This is a genomic window from Streptomyces sp. NPDC031474, assembly GCF_055581185.1.
On record NZ_JBVIJX010000031.1, the window covers coordinates 1 to 14,463 of the forward strand.

The 14,463-nt window shown below is 72.5% G+C and carries 13 protein-coding genes, 1 rRNA gene and 1 pseudogene; 11 read left to right on the plus strand and 4 right to left on the minus strand.

Features of this window, described 5'->3' with window-relative positions; translation table 11 throughout:
• The first annotated feature begins 174 nt into the window (after nucleotides 1–174).
• The 3 genes and pseudogenes from rrf (at nucleotide 175) to ACZ5SK_RS43160 (ending at nucleotide 2,404) form a co-directional block, all read left to right on the plus strand.
• Nucleotides 175–291, plus strand: a 5S ribosomal RNA gene (gene rrf, locus ACZ5SK_RS43150).
• Between the two features lie 97 nt (nucleotides 292–388).
• Nucleotides 389–1,585: pseudogene (locus ACZ5SK_RS43155) on the plus strand (hypothetical protein); the annotation flags it as partial.
• A 21-nt stretch (nucleotides 1,586–1,606) separates the two neighbouring features.
• Complete coding sequence (locus ACZ5SK_RS43160; RefSeq protein WP_334583848.1) at nucleotides 1,607–2,404, plus strand: hypothetical protein; 798 nt, start codon at nucleotides 1,607–1,609, stop codon at nucleotides 2,402–2,404.
• A gap of 115 nt (nucleotides 2,405–2,519) precedes the next feature.
• On the opposite strand, the gene ACZ5SK_RS43165 is transcribed toward ACZ5SK_RS43160, so the two are convergent.
• The gene (locus ACZ5SK_RS43165) at nucleotides 2,520–3,803 is read right to left on the minus strand and encodes a DUF1015 domain-containing protein (RefSeq protein WP_334583545.1); all 1,284 of its coding nucleotides are present in this window, start codon (nucleotides 3,801–3,803) and stop codon (nucleotides 2,520–2,522) included.
• Nucleotides 3,804–3,876: 73 nt separating this feature from the next.
• On the opposite strand from ACZ5SK_RS43165, the gene ACZ5SK_RS43170 reads away from it, so the two are divergent.
• The 4 genes from ACZ5SK_RS43170 to ACZ5SK_RS43185 all read left to right on the plus strand — a co-directional run bounded on the left by ACZ5SK_RS43170 (nucleotide 3,877) and on the right by ACZ5SK_RS43185 (nucleotide 7,991).
• Nucleotides 3,877–4,905, plus strand: coding sequence for an HAD hydrolase-like protein (locus tag ACZ5SK_RS43170; RefSeq protein WP_361709315.1), 1,029 nt, complete (start codon nucleotides 3,877–3,879; stop codon nucleotides 4,903–4,905).
• 124 nt (nucleotides 4,906–5,029) lie between these two features.
• The gene (locus tag ACZ5SK_RS43175; RefSeq protein WP_334583543.1) at nucleotides 5,030–6,073 is read left to right on the plus strand and encodes a FecCD family ABC transporter permease; all 1,044 of its coding nucleotides are present in this window, start codon (nucleotides 5,030–5,032) and stop codon (nucleotides 6,071–6,073) included.
• Entirely contained in the window at nucleotides 6,070–7,128 is a 1,059-nt protein-coding gene (locus ACZ5SK_RS43180) for a FecCD family ABC transporter permease (protein ID WP_334583542.1), read from the plus strand. The genes ACZ5SK_RS43175 and ACZ5SK_RS43180 overlap by 4 nt, the downstream gene beginning before the upstream one ends.
• Complete coding sequence (locus tag ACZ5SK_RS43185) at nucleotides 7,125–7,991, plus strand: ABC transporter ATP-binding protein (RefSeq protein ID WP_334583541.1); 867 nt, start codon at nucleotides 7,125–7,127, stop codon at nucleotides 7,989–7,991. The genes ACZ5SK_RS43180 and ACZ5SK_RS43185 overlap by 4 nt, the downstream gene beginning before the upstream one ends.
• On the opposite strand, the gene ACZ5SK_RS43190 is transcribed toward ACZ5SK_RS43185, so the two are convergent.
• A complete protein-coding gene (locus ACZ5SK_RS43190; RefSeq protein WP_334583540.1) occupies nucleotides 7,975–8,322 on the minus strand; it encodes an SCP2 sterol-binding domain-containing protein in 348 nt (115 codons plus the stop codon). The two genes, ACZ5SK_RS43185 and ACZ5SK_RS43190, sit on opposite strands and share 17 nt — an antisense overlap.
• Before the next feature lie 42 nt (nucleotides 8,323–8,364).
• On the opposite strand from ACZ5SK_RS43190, the gene ACZ5SK_RS43195 reads away from it, so the two are divergent.
• The 4 genes from ACZ5SK_RS43195 to recN all read left to right on the plus strand — a co-directional run bounded on the left by ACZ5SK_RS43195 (nucleotide 8,365) and on the right by recN (nucleotide 12,269).
• Entirely contained in the window at nucleotides 8,365–8,721 is a 357-nt protein-coding gene (locus ACZ5SK_RS43195) for a hypothetical protein (RefSeq protein WP_334583539.1), read from the plus strand.
• A gap of 7 nt (nucleotides 8,722–8,728) precedes the next feature.
• Nucleotides 8,729–9,544: a TlyA family RNA methyltransferase gene (locus tag ACZ5SK_RS43200; RefSeq protein WP_334583538.1), complete on the plus strand. Its 816-nt coding sequence runs from the start codon at nucleotides 8,729–8,731 to the stop codon at nucleotides 9,542–9,544.
• A complete protein-coding gene (locus ACZ5SK_RS43205) occupies nucleotides 9,541–10,446 on the plus strand; it encodes an NAD kinase (RefSeq protein WP_334583537.1) in 906 nt (301 codons plus the stop codon). The genes ACZ5SK_RS43200 and ACZ5SK_RS43205 overlap by 4 nt, the downstream gene beginning before the upstream one ends.
• Before the next feature lie 104 nt (nucleotides 10,447–10,550).
• Complete coding sequence (gene recN / locus ACZ5SK_RS43210; RefSeq protein ID WP_334583847.1) at nucleotides 10,551–12,269, plus strand: DNA repair protein RecN; 1,719 nt, start codon at nucleotides 10,551–10,553, stop codon at nucleotides 12,267–12,269.
• Between the two features lie 39 nt (nucleotides 12,270–12,308).
• On the opposite strand, the gene ACZ5SK_RS43215 is transcribed toward recN, so the two are convergent.
• Nucleotides 12,309–13,205: an RNA polymerase sigma-70 factor gene (locus ACZ5SK_RS43215; RefSeq protein ID WP_334583536.1), complete on the minus strand. Its 897-nt coding sequence runs from the start codon at nucleotides 13,203–13,205 to the stop codon at nucleotides 12,309–12,311.
• Between the two features lie 30 nt (nucleotides 13,206–13,235).
• Complete coding sequence (locus tag ACZ5SK_RS43220) at nucleotides 13,236–14,456, minus strand: NAD(P)/FAD-dependent oxidoreductase (protein ID WP_334583535.1); 1,221 nt, start codon at nucleotides 14,454–14,456, stop codon at nucleotides 13,236–13,238.
• Nucleotides 14,457–14,463: the final 7 nt, after the last annotated feature.

Below are 14,463 nucleotides of genomic sequence, written 5' to 3' on the forward strand. Positions count from 1 at the left end.
GTTGATAGGCCGGATGTGGAAGCCCAGTAATGGGTGAAGCTGACTGGTACTAATAGGCCGAGGGCTTGTCCTCAGTTGCTCGCGTCCACTGTGTTAGTTCTGAGGCAACGACTGTTGCCGGCTAGAGCTGAAAACAAGTAAAAAGTGTGCTTGTTCGCTCGAAACCATTAGGGTTTCGGTGGCCATAGCGTGAGGGAAACGCCCGGTTACATTTCGAACCCGGAAGCTAAGCCTTACAGCGCCGATGGTACTGCAGGGGGGACCCTGTGGGAGAGTAGGACGCCGCCGAACAATCTTTGGAAGGACCCTTGGTCCCAGCGTTCAGCTGGGACCAAGGGTCCTTTTTGTTTTTCTGGAGCGCGCCGGGTACCCGGGTGCGCGAGAATATATGCGGTACCGAAGACAGGAGTCACCGATGTCCACCAACTCTCCCGACGACCGACCGGAGCGCGACCAGCGGCGACGGGACAGTGGGGACCGCGGCGAACGCAGCGGCAACCGCGGGGACCGTGGCGGCGACCGGCCCGCCTTCCGCCGCGACAACGACCGTGCTGGTTACGTCCGTCGAGACGACCGCCGTGATGACCGCGGTCGTGACGACCGGAGCCGCGGTGAGCGTGGTGACAATCGTGGTGGCTTCCGTCGGGATGACCGTGGCGGTGACCGGCCGGCCTTCCGACGCGATGAGCGCCGTGATGACCGGCGTGATGACAACCGTGGTGGGTTCCGTCGCGATGACAGTCGTGGTGGCGGCTTCGGTGATCGGGACCGTGGTGGCTACGGGCGTCGTGATGACCGGCGTGATGACCGGCGTGAGGGTGATCGTGGGTCTCGTCCGGCGTTCCAGCGCGACGACCGTGACCGTGGGCCCCGTCGCGACGACCGTGGGGACCGGCCGGCCTTCCGGCGCGACGACCGCGGCGAGCGTCCCCCCTTCCGCCGGGACGACGACCGTGGTGGATCCCCCCGGCGTGACGACAACCGTGGCGGCGGTGGCTACGCCCGTCGCGACGACCGCCGGGACGATCGTGACCGTGGTGACCGTGGTGGCTTCCGTCGGGATGACCGTGGCGGTGACCGGCCGGCCTTCCGACGCGATGAGCGCCGTGATGACCGCCGTGATGAGCGCCGTGATGACAACCGTGGTGGGTTCCGTCGCGATAACAGTCGTGGTGGCGGCTTCGGTGACCGTGACCGTGATCGGGACCGTGGTGGCTACGGGCGTCGTGACGATCGTCGTGATGACCGGCGTGAGGGTGATCGTGGGTCTCGTCCGGCGTTCCAGCGCGACGACCGTGACCGTGGGCCCCGTCGCGACGACCGTGGGGACCGGCCCGCCTTCCGGCGCGACGACCGCGGCGAGCGTCCCCCCTTCCGCCGGGACGATCGGCATGACGAGCGCAGGGATGACCGCCGGAGCGACGACCGTGGTGGTTTCCGTGGGCGGGACGACCGGGGTGCCCGTGGCCCCCGTCGGGACGATCGCGGTGGGCGGCCCGGTGGTTTCCGCGGCCGTGACGGGCGCGACGACCGTCGGGACGACAGGCGTGGCGGCGGCAGCCGATTCCGCGACGAGCGGGACCGGGACCGTGAGCCGATCAAGCGGCTGCCGATCCCGGAGGACGTCACCGGCGACGAGATCGACAAGGACGTACGGCAGGAGTTGCACAGCCTGCCCAAGACGCTTGCCGACGACGTGGCCAAGAACCTGGTGATGGTCGCCCGGCTGATCGACGAGGACCCCGAGAGGGCGTACGCCTACTCCAAGGTGGCCCTGCGGCTGGCCTCGCGCGTCGCCGCCGTGCGGGAGGCGGGCGGATTCGCCGCGTACGCCAACCAGAAGTACAGCGAGGCGCTCGCCGAGTTCCGGGCCGCGCGGCGTATGACCGGCAGCGTCGAGCTGTGGCCCGTCATGGCCGACTGCGAGCGTGGGCTCGGGCGGCCGGAGAAGGCGCTGGACATGGCCGGCGCTCCCGAGGTGAACAAGCTCGACAAGGCCGGTCAGGTGGAGATGCGGCTCGTCGCGGCCGGCGCCCGGCGGGACATGGGGCAGCTGGACGCGGCGATCGTGACCTTGCAGAGCCCCGAGCTGGCCTCCAACTCCGTCCAGCCGTGGACCGCGCGACTGCGGTACGCGTATGCCGACGCACTGCTTGCCGCCGGGCGAGAGGGTGAGGCCCGGGAGTGGTTCGCGAAGGCCGTGGAGGCCGACCGGGACGGCAGCACGGACGCCTCCGACCGGCTCGCCGAGCTGGACGGTGTCGACTTCGTCGACGCCCTCGACGAGAGCGAGACCGAGGGCGAGGGCGACGGCGAGAACGAGAGCGACAGCGAGCCCAAGAGTGAGGCTGAGGGAGTCGTCGTGGAGAAGGCCGAGGACGAGGCCGACCGCGACGAGGACTGAGGCACTGAAGGCAGTGAAGTGAAGGGGCGGGATCCGGTGCACGGCACCGGATCCCGCCCCTTCGTGCGTTCAGGGCCTGCCGCCTGCCGCCTGCCGCCCGCCGCCTGCCGCGTGCTCAGAGGTCCAGTGCTCGCAGGACCAGGCCCGAGGCCGGCTTCGGGCCGAACGACGTCGACTTGCGGGGCATCGTGATGCCCTGGCGGGCGAGGTCGCGGACGACCTCCTCGCGGACGGGGTGGAGCAGGACCGCGGTACCGCCGTCGCGTTCCGCCTTCCTCACCGTCGCGGCGGTGTCGTGGATGTAGGCGATGCGGGTCGGGTCGTCCTCGGGGATGTGCCATATGTGGTCGAGGAGCGTGGCGTGCAGGACCGTCGCGTCCAGGGTGCGCCAGGCCGTCGGACGGTCGGCGGGGATCGTGCGGTCGAGGAGCGCCGGGTCCGGCCGGTCGAGGAGGTGGAAGGCGCCGTCGCCCGCCAGGAGGAAAGCGTTGCCGGAACCGGCCGCGTCCGCCAGGGCGTCCAGGGCCTCCGAGAGGGGGACCGGCAGGCGACGGACGCGGAACCGGCCGTCGAGCGCGGTCACGGCCTGCGCGACCGGCAGACCGTGCAGGAGGCGGTGGATGGCGCGGACGCGCAGGGGATAGCGGGCGGTGTCGACCAGGAGGACCAGGCCGTGGTCCCAGGGGCTGGGGGAGGGGTGCTCGGCGCGGAGCCGGAGGTAGGTGGCCCAGCGGTGGTGGCCATCGGCGATGAGAGCCTGGTGGCGGGCGAGGTCCGCCTGGACGAGGGCCGTCTCGGCGGGGTCGGTGAGCGCCCAGAGGCGATGGCTGTAGCCGTCCTCCGTCGTGGTGGACAGAAGCGGGGGGCGCTCCGCCGCGCGGTCCACGATCTCGGCCGCCGTGCCGTCGCCGCGGTAGGTGAGCAGCAGGGGTTCGAGGTTCGCGTGCGTGGCGCGCATCAGGGCCGCGCGGTCGGCGACGATGTGCGGCATGACGTCCTCGTGCGGGAGGACGACCCCCTCCGACGGCTCCGAGACGCGCAGGGCCCCGATGAGGCCGCGCTGCAGCATGCCGTCCGCGTGCCGTTGCTCGTAGACGTACAGGGCGGGCTCGGGGTCGGCCGTCAGGATGCCCTCGGACAGCCAGCGGCGCAGGGCGTCGGCGGCCAGTTCGGTGCGCGCCGTGGGGGTGGTGGCCTGAGGGAGAATCAGCCGGACGATGTTGTACGGGTCCGCGTCCTGGAGGTGGTGCAGGCCGTCTGGGCGGACGACGACGTCGTACGGCGGGGAGGTGACGGCGGCGAGGCTGCCGACCCGGTCGGGGTCGTAGCGCAGGCCTCGGAACGGGGTGAGTTCCAGGCCTCGGGGCGCCGTTGCCTCAGGGTGACCTGCTGAGTTCATCCCGGCATCGTACGTGTGTCAGTGGCATGCGGGATGATCGGGGGAAAGCGGACCGAACGAGGAGCGATGTGGAATGAGCCGGAGCGTCAGGACGAGGCCCGAGGGCAGTGGGCAGGCCCTGAGCGAGGCGTACGACACGGCGCTGCTCGACCTCGACGGGGTGGTGTACGCGGGTGGGAACGCGATCGCGTACGCCGTCGAGTCGCTGGCCGTCGCACGGGCGGGCGGGATGCATCTCGCGTACGTCACCAACAACGCGCTGCGGACGCCGGACACGGTCGCCGGGCATCTCACCGAGCTGGGGATACCGACGGGCGCCGAGGACGTCATCACCTCGGCGCAGGCGGTCGCACGGCTGATCAGCGAGCAGGTGCCGGCGCGGTCGCGGGTGCTGGTGATCGGCGGGGAGGGGCTGCGGGTCGCGCTGCGCGAGCGCGGGCTGGTCCCGGTGGAGTCGGCGGACGACGATCCGGCGGCCGTCGTGCAGGGGTTCGGCGGGCCGGACCTGCCGTGGGGGCGGTTCGCGGAAGCGTCCTACGCCGTCGCGCGCGGGGTGCCCTGGTTCGCGTCCAACACCGACCTGACGATTCCGAGTGGGCGGGGGATCGCGCCGGGCAACGGGGCGGCGGTGGAGGTCGTGCGGATCGCGACCGGCGCCGAGCCGCAGGTCGCGGGCAAGCCGCTGCCTCCCATGCACCGGGAGACGATCCTGCGCACGGGCGCCGAGCGGCCGTTGGTCGTCGGGGACCGGCTGGACACGGACATCGAGGGGGCGTTCAACGGGAACGTCGACTCGCTGCTCGTCCTGACCGGTGTCACCGACGGGGCGCAGCTGCTGGCCGCGCCGCCGCAGCACCGGCCGACGTATGTCGACAACGATCTGCGCGGGCTGCTCACCGGGCAGCCGGAGGTCGGTGTGGCGGGCGAGGGCTTCCGGTGCGGTGGCTGGACGGCGACCGCGCGGGCGGACCGCCTGGAGCTGGAGGGGGAGGGCGACGCCCTGGACGGGCTGCGAGCGCTGTGCGCGGCGGCCTGGACGGCGGCGGGGGACGGGAGTTGCGGGTCGGACGGGGGGAAGGCGCTGGCGCGGCTGGGGTTGTGAGTCCGTGTGAGTCTGCTCGAATCGCCTTGAGCCGGGGGTGGTTGAGAGGTCCGAAGCTGTGAACCCGGCAACGGTCATCGCCAGAGGATCGAAGCCGGAGGGGAGGGTAGGCTAACCTAACTGGGTGTTGGTCGACAGTGTTCCCGAACAGCGCGCGGAGACGGCTCCCGCGCCCCCGAATCACCGGGCGTTGCGGCCCGTCGGGCTGCTTGCCGCCGTGGCGGTCCTGGTGCTGGTGGCGGTGGCGAGCATCGCCGTCGGGGCCAAGGAGCTGTCCGTCGCGCAGGTCTGGCACGGCGTTTTCGAGGATTCGGGGACGTACGCGGACGTCGTCGTCGACGAGCGGCTGGCGCGGACCGTGCTCGGGCTGCTCGTGGGGGCCGCGCTCGGGCTGTCCGGGGCGGTGCTCCAGGCGCTGACGCGCAATCCGCTGGCCGACCCGGGGCTGCTGGGCATCAACGCGGGAGCCTCGGCCGCCGTCGTCACCGCCATCACCTACTTCGGTGTCACGAGCCTGAGCGGCTATGTGTGGTTCGCCTTCTTCGGGGCGGCCGCGGTCGGTGCGCTGGTCTGGTTCCTCGGTGGCAGCCGGGGGGCCACGCCGGTGCGGCTCGCGCTTGCCGGCACCGCGATCAGCGCCGCGCTCTACGGCTACCTCCAGGCCGTGATGATCATGGATGACGCGGCGCTGGCCCGGATGCGTTTCTGGACGGTCGGGTCGCTGTCCTCGGCGACCGACGAGACCATCTGGCAGGTGCTGCCCTTCCTGGCCGTCGGCACGCTTCTCGCGTTCGCTCTCGCCCGGCCACTGAACGCCGTGGCCATGGGCGACGACACGGCCAAGGCGCTCGGCGCCCAGCTGAACCGGACCCGGGCGCTGTCGATGCTCACGGCGACCGTGCTGTGCGGCGCCGCGACGGCTGCCTGCGGGCCGATCGTGTTCGTCGGGCTGATGGTCCCGCACGCCGTGCGCTCGTTCACCGGCCCCGACCTGCGCTGGATCATGCCGTACGCGGCGATCCTGTCGCCGGTGCTGCTGCTCGGCTCCGACGTCATCGGCCGGGTCGTCGCGCGGCCGTCCGAGGTGCAGGTCGGCATCATCACGGCGATCATCGGCGGCCCGGTCTTCATCTTTCTCGTACGACGGCGGAGGACGGCCCAGCTGTGAAGACCGCGCAGAAGACCCCCCGCGGCCCGCGTGCGCTGCGCACGCGTGGCGGGCTGTCCGTCCGGCTGGATCTGCGGGCGCTGATCGTGGTCGTGCTGCTGGTGGCCGCCGCGCTCGCCGCGAGCGTGGCGCTGATCGGCACCGGCGACTTCCCGATCTCGTCCGGTGACGTCGTCAGGACGCTGCTCGGCAACGGCACCGCAGGGCAGGAGTTCATCGTCAACGAGCTGCGGCTGCCGCGGGTCCTGGTGGGGCTGCTCGTCGGCGCCTCGCTGGGGCTCGGCGGTGCGCTGTTCCAGGCCGTGTCGCGCAACCCACTGGGCAGTCCGGACGTGCTGGGCCTCGGGCAGGGGGCGACGGCCGGGGCGCTCGTGATGATCGTGCTGTTCTCCGGGAGCACCACCCAGGTGACCGTCGGCGCGCTGATCGGCGGGCTGGTGACCGGCGCCCTGATCTACCTGCTGGCGTGGAAGCGGGGCGTCCACGGGTACCGGCTGGTGCTCGTCGGCATCGGCGTCTCCGCCGTCGCGACCGCGGTCAACGGATACCTGCTCACCAAGGCCGACTTCGTCGACGCGGCGCGCGCGGTCGTCTGGATGACCGGCACCCTCGACGGCCGGGACTGGAAGCAGGTCTGGCCGCTGCTCGCCCTGGCCTGCGTGCTCGTGCCGCTCGTCCTCGCCAACGCGCGGGGGCTGCGGATGATGGAGATGGGCGACGACGTCTCCCACGCGTTGGGCGTGCGCGTGGAGCGGGTACGGCTGCTGCTGATGGTGGCCGCCGTGCTGCTCACCGCGGCCGCCACCGCCGCCGCGGGCCCGGTCGGCTTCGTGGCGCTCACCGCGCCGCAGCTCGCCCGGCGGCTGACCCGTTCGCCCGGGCCGAATCTCGTGCCGTCCCTGTGCATGGGCGCCGCCCTGCTGGTCACCGCCGACTGGGCGGCACAGCGGCTGTTCGGCGACGGGCAGTTGCCCGTGGGCGTGGTCACCGGCGTGCTGGGCGGGCTCTACCTGCTGTGGCTGCTGGTCACCGAGCGCAAGGCCGGCCGGATATGAGCATCCCCGCCCTCGAAAACCGGGGCACGAACCACCGAAGGAGCACCGTGAACCGCCTTGCCGCCGAGAACGTGACCCTCGCCTACGACCAGCGGGTCATCGCCGAACGGCTGTCGGTGGAGATTCCCGACAACTCCTTCACCGTGATCGTCGGCCCGAACGCCTGCGGCAAGTCGACGCTGCTGCGGGCGCTGTCGCGGATGCTGAAGCCGTCCGAGGGCCGGGTGCTGCTCGACGGGCAGGCCATCCAGTCGCTGCCGGCGAAGAAGGTCGCACGGACGCTGGGGCTGCTGCCGCAGTCGTCGATCGCGCCCGACGGGATCACCGTCGCCGACCTCGTCGGCCGCGGTCGCTACCCGCACCAGGGCATCCTGCGGCAGTGGTCGGCCGAGGACGAGCGGGTCGTGCAGGAGTCCATGGCGCAGACCGGGGTCGCCGAGCTCGCCGGCCGGTACGTCGACGAGCTGTCCGGCGGTCAGCGCCAGCGCGTGTGGATCGCGATGGCCCTCGCCCAGCAGACCCCGCTGCTACTGCTCGACGAGCCGACGACCTACCTCGACATCCAGCACCAGATCGACGTCCTGGACCTGTGCGCGGAGCTGCACGAGGAGCAGGGGCGCACCCTCGTCGCCGTCCTGCACGACCTCAACCACGCGGCCCGCTACGCCACGCACCTGATCGCGCTCAAGGGCGGCGAGGTCATCGCCCAGGGCGCGCCGGACGACGTCGTCACGGCCCGTCTGGTGCAGGAGGTCTTCGGGCTGCGCTGTCAGGTCATCGAGGACCCGGAGACGGGCACGCCGCTGGTGGTGCCGGCGGCCCGGAAGACACGCGCGCGCGAGTCGGTCACAGCAGTTTCCTGAGCTGGAACAGGTCCCGCAGACCCGCCTCCAGCTTCACCCGGCCCGAGCCCCACGCCTTCGCGAAGTTCAGCTCGCCGGCGACCAGCGCGACCAGGTCGTCGCCGGTCATGGTCAGCCTGATCTCGGCCTTCTCCCGGGGAGGGCCGTGCAGGGTGTCCCGCACCACGATCCGGCCGCCCGTCATGCGGCCGACGAACGTGACGTCCAGGTCGGTGATCCGGCAGCTCACCGAACGGTCCAGGGCCGCGGCCGCCCGGACGTCCCCTTCGGCGCTGCCCATGCTGTCGGAGAGCTTTTCGAGTGCGGCGCGGCACTCCTCGATCGTGGCCATCGCGATCGACGGTACCCCAGCGGTTCGAGGTAGCGTCTGGGCATGAGCGACACAGTGCCGGAGGCGGAGCCGCAGGCGGGCGCGGAAACGCTGCCGGAAATGTTTCCGGAGACATCGACGGAGACATCGCCGGAGACGTCTTGGGAGACGGTGCCGGCGGAGGCCGCGCCGGAGGACGACCCCGCCGCCCCCGCCCCGCTGAACGTGCCCCGCACCCCCACCGGTGACGCCGAGGTCGACGCCCGTCTGGACCGCCTCGCCGACGCCGACCACCTCGCCACCGACGGCCACGTCGAGGTGTACGAGGATGTACACCGGGGGCTGCGCGACGCGCTCACCGCGCTCGACGCCCGCCCGGGTCCTCCGGCGCCCCTCTCGTCGTACGGCAGTAGGAGCTGAACCGAACGTGGCAGGAGTCGCACGTCGCCGTCTGGACGCGGAGTTGGTCCGCCGCAAGCTCGCACGTTCGCGTGAGCATGCCGGGCAGTTGATCGCCGCCGGGCGGGTCACCGTCGGCAAGAGTGTCGCGACCAAGCCCGCCACGCAGGTGGAGACCGCCGCCGCGATCGTCGTCGCCGTAGACGAGGACAACCCCGACTACGTGTCCCGGGGCGGGCACAAGCTCGCCGGCGCGCTGGCCGCGTTCGTGCCGCAGGGGCTCGTGGTGGAGGGGCGGCGGGCGCTGGACGCCGGGGCCTCCACCGGCGGGTTCACCGATGTGCTGCTGCGGGCGGGGGCCGCGCAGGTCGTGGCCGTGGACGTCGGATACGGACAACTCGCGTGGTCTCTTCGCAGCGATGAACGCGTCACCGTCAAGGACCGTACGAACGTACGCGAGTTGACGCTTGAAGCGATCGATGGGGAGCCTGTGGATCTTGTCGTGGGGGACTTGTCCTTCATCCCGCTCGGGTTGGTCCTGCCCGCCCTGGCGCGGTGCGCCAAGCCGGACGCGGACCTGGTGATGATGGTCAAGCCGCAGTTCGAGGTGGGGAAGGACCGGCTCGGCAGCGGGGGTGTCGTACGCAGTCCGCAGTTGCGGGCGGAAGCCGTGCGGGGCGTGGCCGCGAAGGCGTGGGACCTGGGGCTCGGGGTGAAGGGTGTCACCGCCAGTCCGCTGCCCGGGCCCTCGGGCAATGTCGAGTACTTTCTGTGGCTCCGGGCCGGGGCGCCTGCCCTCGACCCGGCCGATGTTGACCGTGCAGTTGCGGAGGGGCCGCGTTGACTCAGAACCGAGCTCGTACTGTTTTCCTGCTTGCCCACACCGGGCGGCCCGCGGCCATTCGCAGCGCCGAGCTGGTGGTCAAGGGGCTGCTTCGCGAGGGCATCGGGGTGCGCGTCCTGGAGTACGAGGCCGCCGACCTGCCGCTGCCCGACGAGGTGGAGCTGGTCTCCGAGGCCACCCCGCAGTGCCTGGAGGGGTGCGAGCTGCTCATCGTCCTCGGCGGTGACGGCACGCTGCTGCGCGGCGCGGAGTTCGCGCGGGCGTCGGGGGTGCCGATGCTCGGCGTCAACCTGGGCAGTGTCGGCTTCCTCGCCGAGGCCGAGCGCGACGACCTCGACAAGGTCGTGGACCGGGTGGTGACGAAGGCGTACGAGGTCGAGGAGCGGATGACCGTCGACGTCGTCGTGCACCGCAACGGGGACATCGTGCACACCGACTGGGCGCTGAACGAGGCGGCCGTGCAGAAGGCCGGCGCGGAGAAGCTGCTCGAGGTCGTGCTGGAGATCGACGGGCGGCCGGTCACCGGGTTCGGGTGCGACGGGATCGTCCTGTCGACGCCGACCGGGTCCACCGCGTACGCGTTCTCCGCCGGGGGGCCTGTGGTGTGGCCCGAGGTCGAGGCGCTGCTGATGGTGCCGATCAGCGCCCATGCGCTGTTCGCGAAGCCGTTGGTGACCTCGCCGGATTCGGTGCTCGCCGTGGAGGTGCTGCCTCATATTCCGCCGGGCGTCCTGTGGTGTGACGGGCGGCGGACCGTCGAGTTGCCCGCGGGGGCCCGGGTGGAGGTGCGGCGGGGCGCCGTGCCGGTGCGGCTGGCCCGGCTGCACCACGCCTCGTTCACCGACCGGCTGGTGGCGAAGTTCGCGCTGCCCGTTTCGGGGTGGCGGGGCGCCCGGAATTAGCGCTCGGCTCACCGCGTCCCCCGGGGAGGTCCACTCGCCCGGGTGACGGGGTGCCTCGCACTTCCTGCCCCCGACCTCGTAAGGTCTTCCCCGTGTTGGAGGAGATGCGGATACGGTCGCTCGGAGTCATCGACGACGCGGTCGTCGAGCTGTCGCCAGGCTTCACCGCCGTCACGGGTGAGACGGGCGCGGGCAAGACCATGGTGGTCACCAGCCTCGGGCTGCTGCTCGGCGGACGTGCCGACCCGGCGCTGGTGCGGATCGGCGCCGAGAAGGCGGTCGTGGAGGGGCGGATCGCCCTGCCCGCGGGCGCCTCGGTGGTCCTGCGGGCCGAGGAGGCCGGGGCCGAGCTCGACGACGGGGCGCTGCTCATCAGCCGTACCGTTTCGGCCGAGGGGCGCTCGCGGGCGCACGTCGGCGGGCGGAGCGTGCCCATGGGTGTGCTCGCCGAGCTCGCGGACGAACTGGTGGCCGTGCACGGGCAGACCGACCAGCAGGGGCTGCTGAAGCTGTCCCGGCAGCGGCAGGCCCTCGACCGGTACGCGGGGGACGCGGTGACCGTGCCGCTCGCCAAGTACACCGAGGCCTACCGGCGGCTGCGCGCCGTGGCCGTCGAGCTGGAGGAGATCGTCACGCGCGCGCGTGAACGGGCTCAGGAAGCCGACCTGCTGCGCTTCGGGCTCGACGAGATCGCCGGCGTCGAACCGCGCGCCGGGGAGGACGTGGAGCTGGCGGAGGAGGCCGAGCGGCTCGGGCACGCGGAGGCGCTGTCGTCCGCCGCCACGGCCGCTCACGCCGCCCTCGCGGGCAACCCGGAGGATCCTGAGGGCATCGACGCCGCCACGCTCGTCGCGGGCGCACAGCGGGCCCTGGAGGCCGTCAGGTCGCACGATCCGGCGCTGTCCGCACTCGCCGACCGACTCGGCGAGATCGGGATCCTGCTGGGCGATGTGGCGGGCGAGCTCGCGGGGTACGCCGACGACCTCGACGCCGATCCGCTGCGGCTGTCGGCCGTCGAGGAGCGGCGGGCCTCGCTCACCGCGCTCACCCGCAAGTACGGGCAGGACGTGAACTCCGTGCTCGCCTGGGCCGAGCAGAGCGCGGCCCGGCTCACCGAGCTGGACGGCGACGACGAGCGCATCGAGGAGCTGACCGCCGAACGCGACGCCCTGCGGGCCGAACTCGGCGGGCTGGCGCAGGCGCTGACGGACGCGCGCACGGAGGCCGCCGAGCGGTTCGCCGCAGCCGTGACCGCCGAGCTGGCATCCCTGGCGATGCCGCACGCGCGCGTGTCGTTCGACATCCGGCAGACCGAGGACCCCGAGGGCGTCGAGGTCGGCGGGCGTGCCGTGGCCTACGGGCCGGCCGGTGTGGACGAGGTCGAGCTGCTGCTCGCCCCGCACCCGGGTGCGCCGCCGCGGCCCATCGCCAAGGGCGCGTCCGGCGGTGAGCTCTCGCGGGTGATGCTCGCCGTCGAGGTCGTGTTCGCGGGGACGGACCCCGTGCCGACGTACCTCTTCGACGAGGTCGACGCCGGCGTCGGCGGCAAGGCGGCGGTGGAGATCGGGCGGCGCCTCGCGCGGCTCGCGAAGACCGCGCAGGTCGTGGTCGTCACCCACCTTCCGCAGGTCGCAGCCTTCGCCGACCGGCAGTTGCTGGTGGAGAAGACCAACGACGGGTCGGTGACCCGCTCCGGCGTGAAGGTCCTGGAGGGCGAGGAGCGGATCCGGGAGCTGTCGCGGATGCTCGCCGGGCAGGAGGACTCCGAGACGGCCCGGGCCCACGCGGAGGAGCTGCTGGCCACCGCTCGCGCGGACGCGTAGCGGTGGCTCGGCGGACCGGGGGACCGTGGGCCCGGGGGATCAGCTCAGGGTGAGCGGGGTCTCGGCGGCGACGCGGGACAGCTTGGCCGGGTTGCGGACGTAGTAGAGGCCGGTGATGCGGCCGTCCTCGACCCGGATCGCCATGACGCCGTCGAGCTCGCCGCCCAGCCGGGCGACGAGGGCGGGGCTGCCGTTGACCACGGTGGGAGCGAGGGTGAGCGGGCCGCCGTTCTTGGCGAGAGCGCCGATGACGAAGCGGGCCACCTTGTCGGCGCCGGTGATGGGCCGTGGCGCGGCCTGCTTGACGCCGCCGCCGTCGCTCACCAGGACGACGTCCGGGGCGAGCACGTCGAGGAGGCTCTGCGGGTCGCCGGTGTCGAGTGCCTGCCGGAACGACTCCAGAGCCGCCCGGGTCTCGTCGGCGGAGACCGCCTGGCGGGGGCGGCGGGCGTCGACGTGCCGGCGGGCGCGGTGGGCGATCTGACGGACGGCCGCAGGGCTCTTGCCGACGGCGGCCGCGATCTCGTCGTAGCCGACGTCGAAGACCTCGCGCAGGACGAAGACGGCGCGTTCGGTCGGCGACAGCGTTTCGAGGACGAGCATCAGCGCCATCGACACACTCTCGGCGAGCAGCGCGTCCTCGGCCACGTCCGGGGCGGTGAGCAGCGGCTCGGGCAGCCACGGGCCGACGTAGGCCTCCTTGCGGCGGCTCATCGCGCGCAGCCGGTTGAGCGACTGCCGGGTCGTGATCCGGACCAGGTAGGCGCGCTGGTCGCGCACCTGCCCGAGGTCGACCCCGACCCACCGCAGCCAGGTCTCCTGGAGGACGTCCTCGGCGTCGGCCGCCGAGCCGAGCATCTCGTAGGCGACGGTGAAGAGCAGGTTGCGGTGGGCGACGAAGGACTCGGTCGCCGGGTCGGTGGCATGCTCGCTCATGTCCGGATCTCTCCCCTGTCCGTGCGCGGCCTAGGCTCTCTGGTCGGCGGTGGCCCGGTTCTCGCCGCGTCGGTTCTCGCCGCGCCGGCTCTCCAGCAGCAGTCGGCGCCGGGCGCCTCCTGAGACGCGGTGCAGGCGGTAGGAACCGGGCTTGCGTGCCTCGCCGGCCAGATGCCCGACGATGCCGTTGCAGATGAACTCCTTCAGCCTCGCGCCAGGGCGACCGGCGATGTGGAACCACACCGCGACGTCGTACCGGTGGGCGAACTGGAAGATGCCGGCGCGTCGGCCCAGGCTGATGCACTGGCCGGCGAACACCTGGTTGAGGGGCGAGGGCCGCTCACCCGCGATCCGGCTGAGCACCGTGTCGGCGGCCCGGGCACCCAGCGGCATCGCGGCCTGGCAGCTCATCCGCAGCGGCAGGTCCGACGGCGCCGCCGAGTCCCCGGCCGCGACGATGCGCGGGTCGTCCACGCTGGTCAGCGTCTCGTCCGTGAGCAGGCGGCCCAGCGCGTCGGTGCTCAGCCCGCTGCGGGCGGCCAGGTCCGGCACGCCGAAACCGGCGGTCCAGATGGTCACCCCGTTCGGCAACTCGCGGCCGTCACCGAGCCGCACGGCGTCGCGCGTCACGGCGGTCACCCTCGCGTCGGGGCCTTCGAGTACGTTCACCCCGAGTGCGGCCAGCCGCCCGGCGACCGAGCGTCGGCCCCGCGGGTGCAGGTACGGGCCGAGTGTCCCGCCGCACACCAGGGTCACGGGGCGGCCCGTCTCCGCCAGCTCGGCGGCGGTCTCGATGCCGGTGGGACCGGCGCCGACGACGGTCACCGGGGCCGTCGAGGGCGCCGCGTCGACGACCGGCCGCAGCCGCTGAGCGTCCTCCAGGGTGGCGATCGGGTGGGCGAACTCGGCCGCTCCGGGCACGCGCGGGTCGGCGCTGCCGCTGCCGACCGCGTAGACCAGGTAGTCGTAGCGGAGTGTGCCGCCGCTCGCCAGGGTCACGCCGCGCTCGGCCGCGTCGATCCCGGTCACGGTGTCGGCCACCCGCCGGACGCCCGCGGCCAGGACCTTGTCGTAGGCGACGACCGCGTCATGCGTCCCGCCCACCAACTGGTGCAGGCGGATCCGCTCGACGAACGCCGGGCGCGGGTTGATCAGGGTCACGCTCACGTCGGCGCGCTGCGTCAGACGGTTGGCGGCCATGACGCCGGCGTATCCGCCGCCGATCACGATCACATCGGTGTTCTCGCTCATGGTGTCT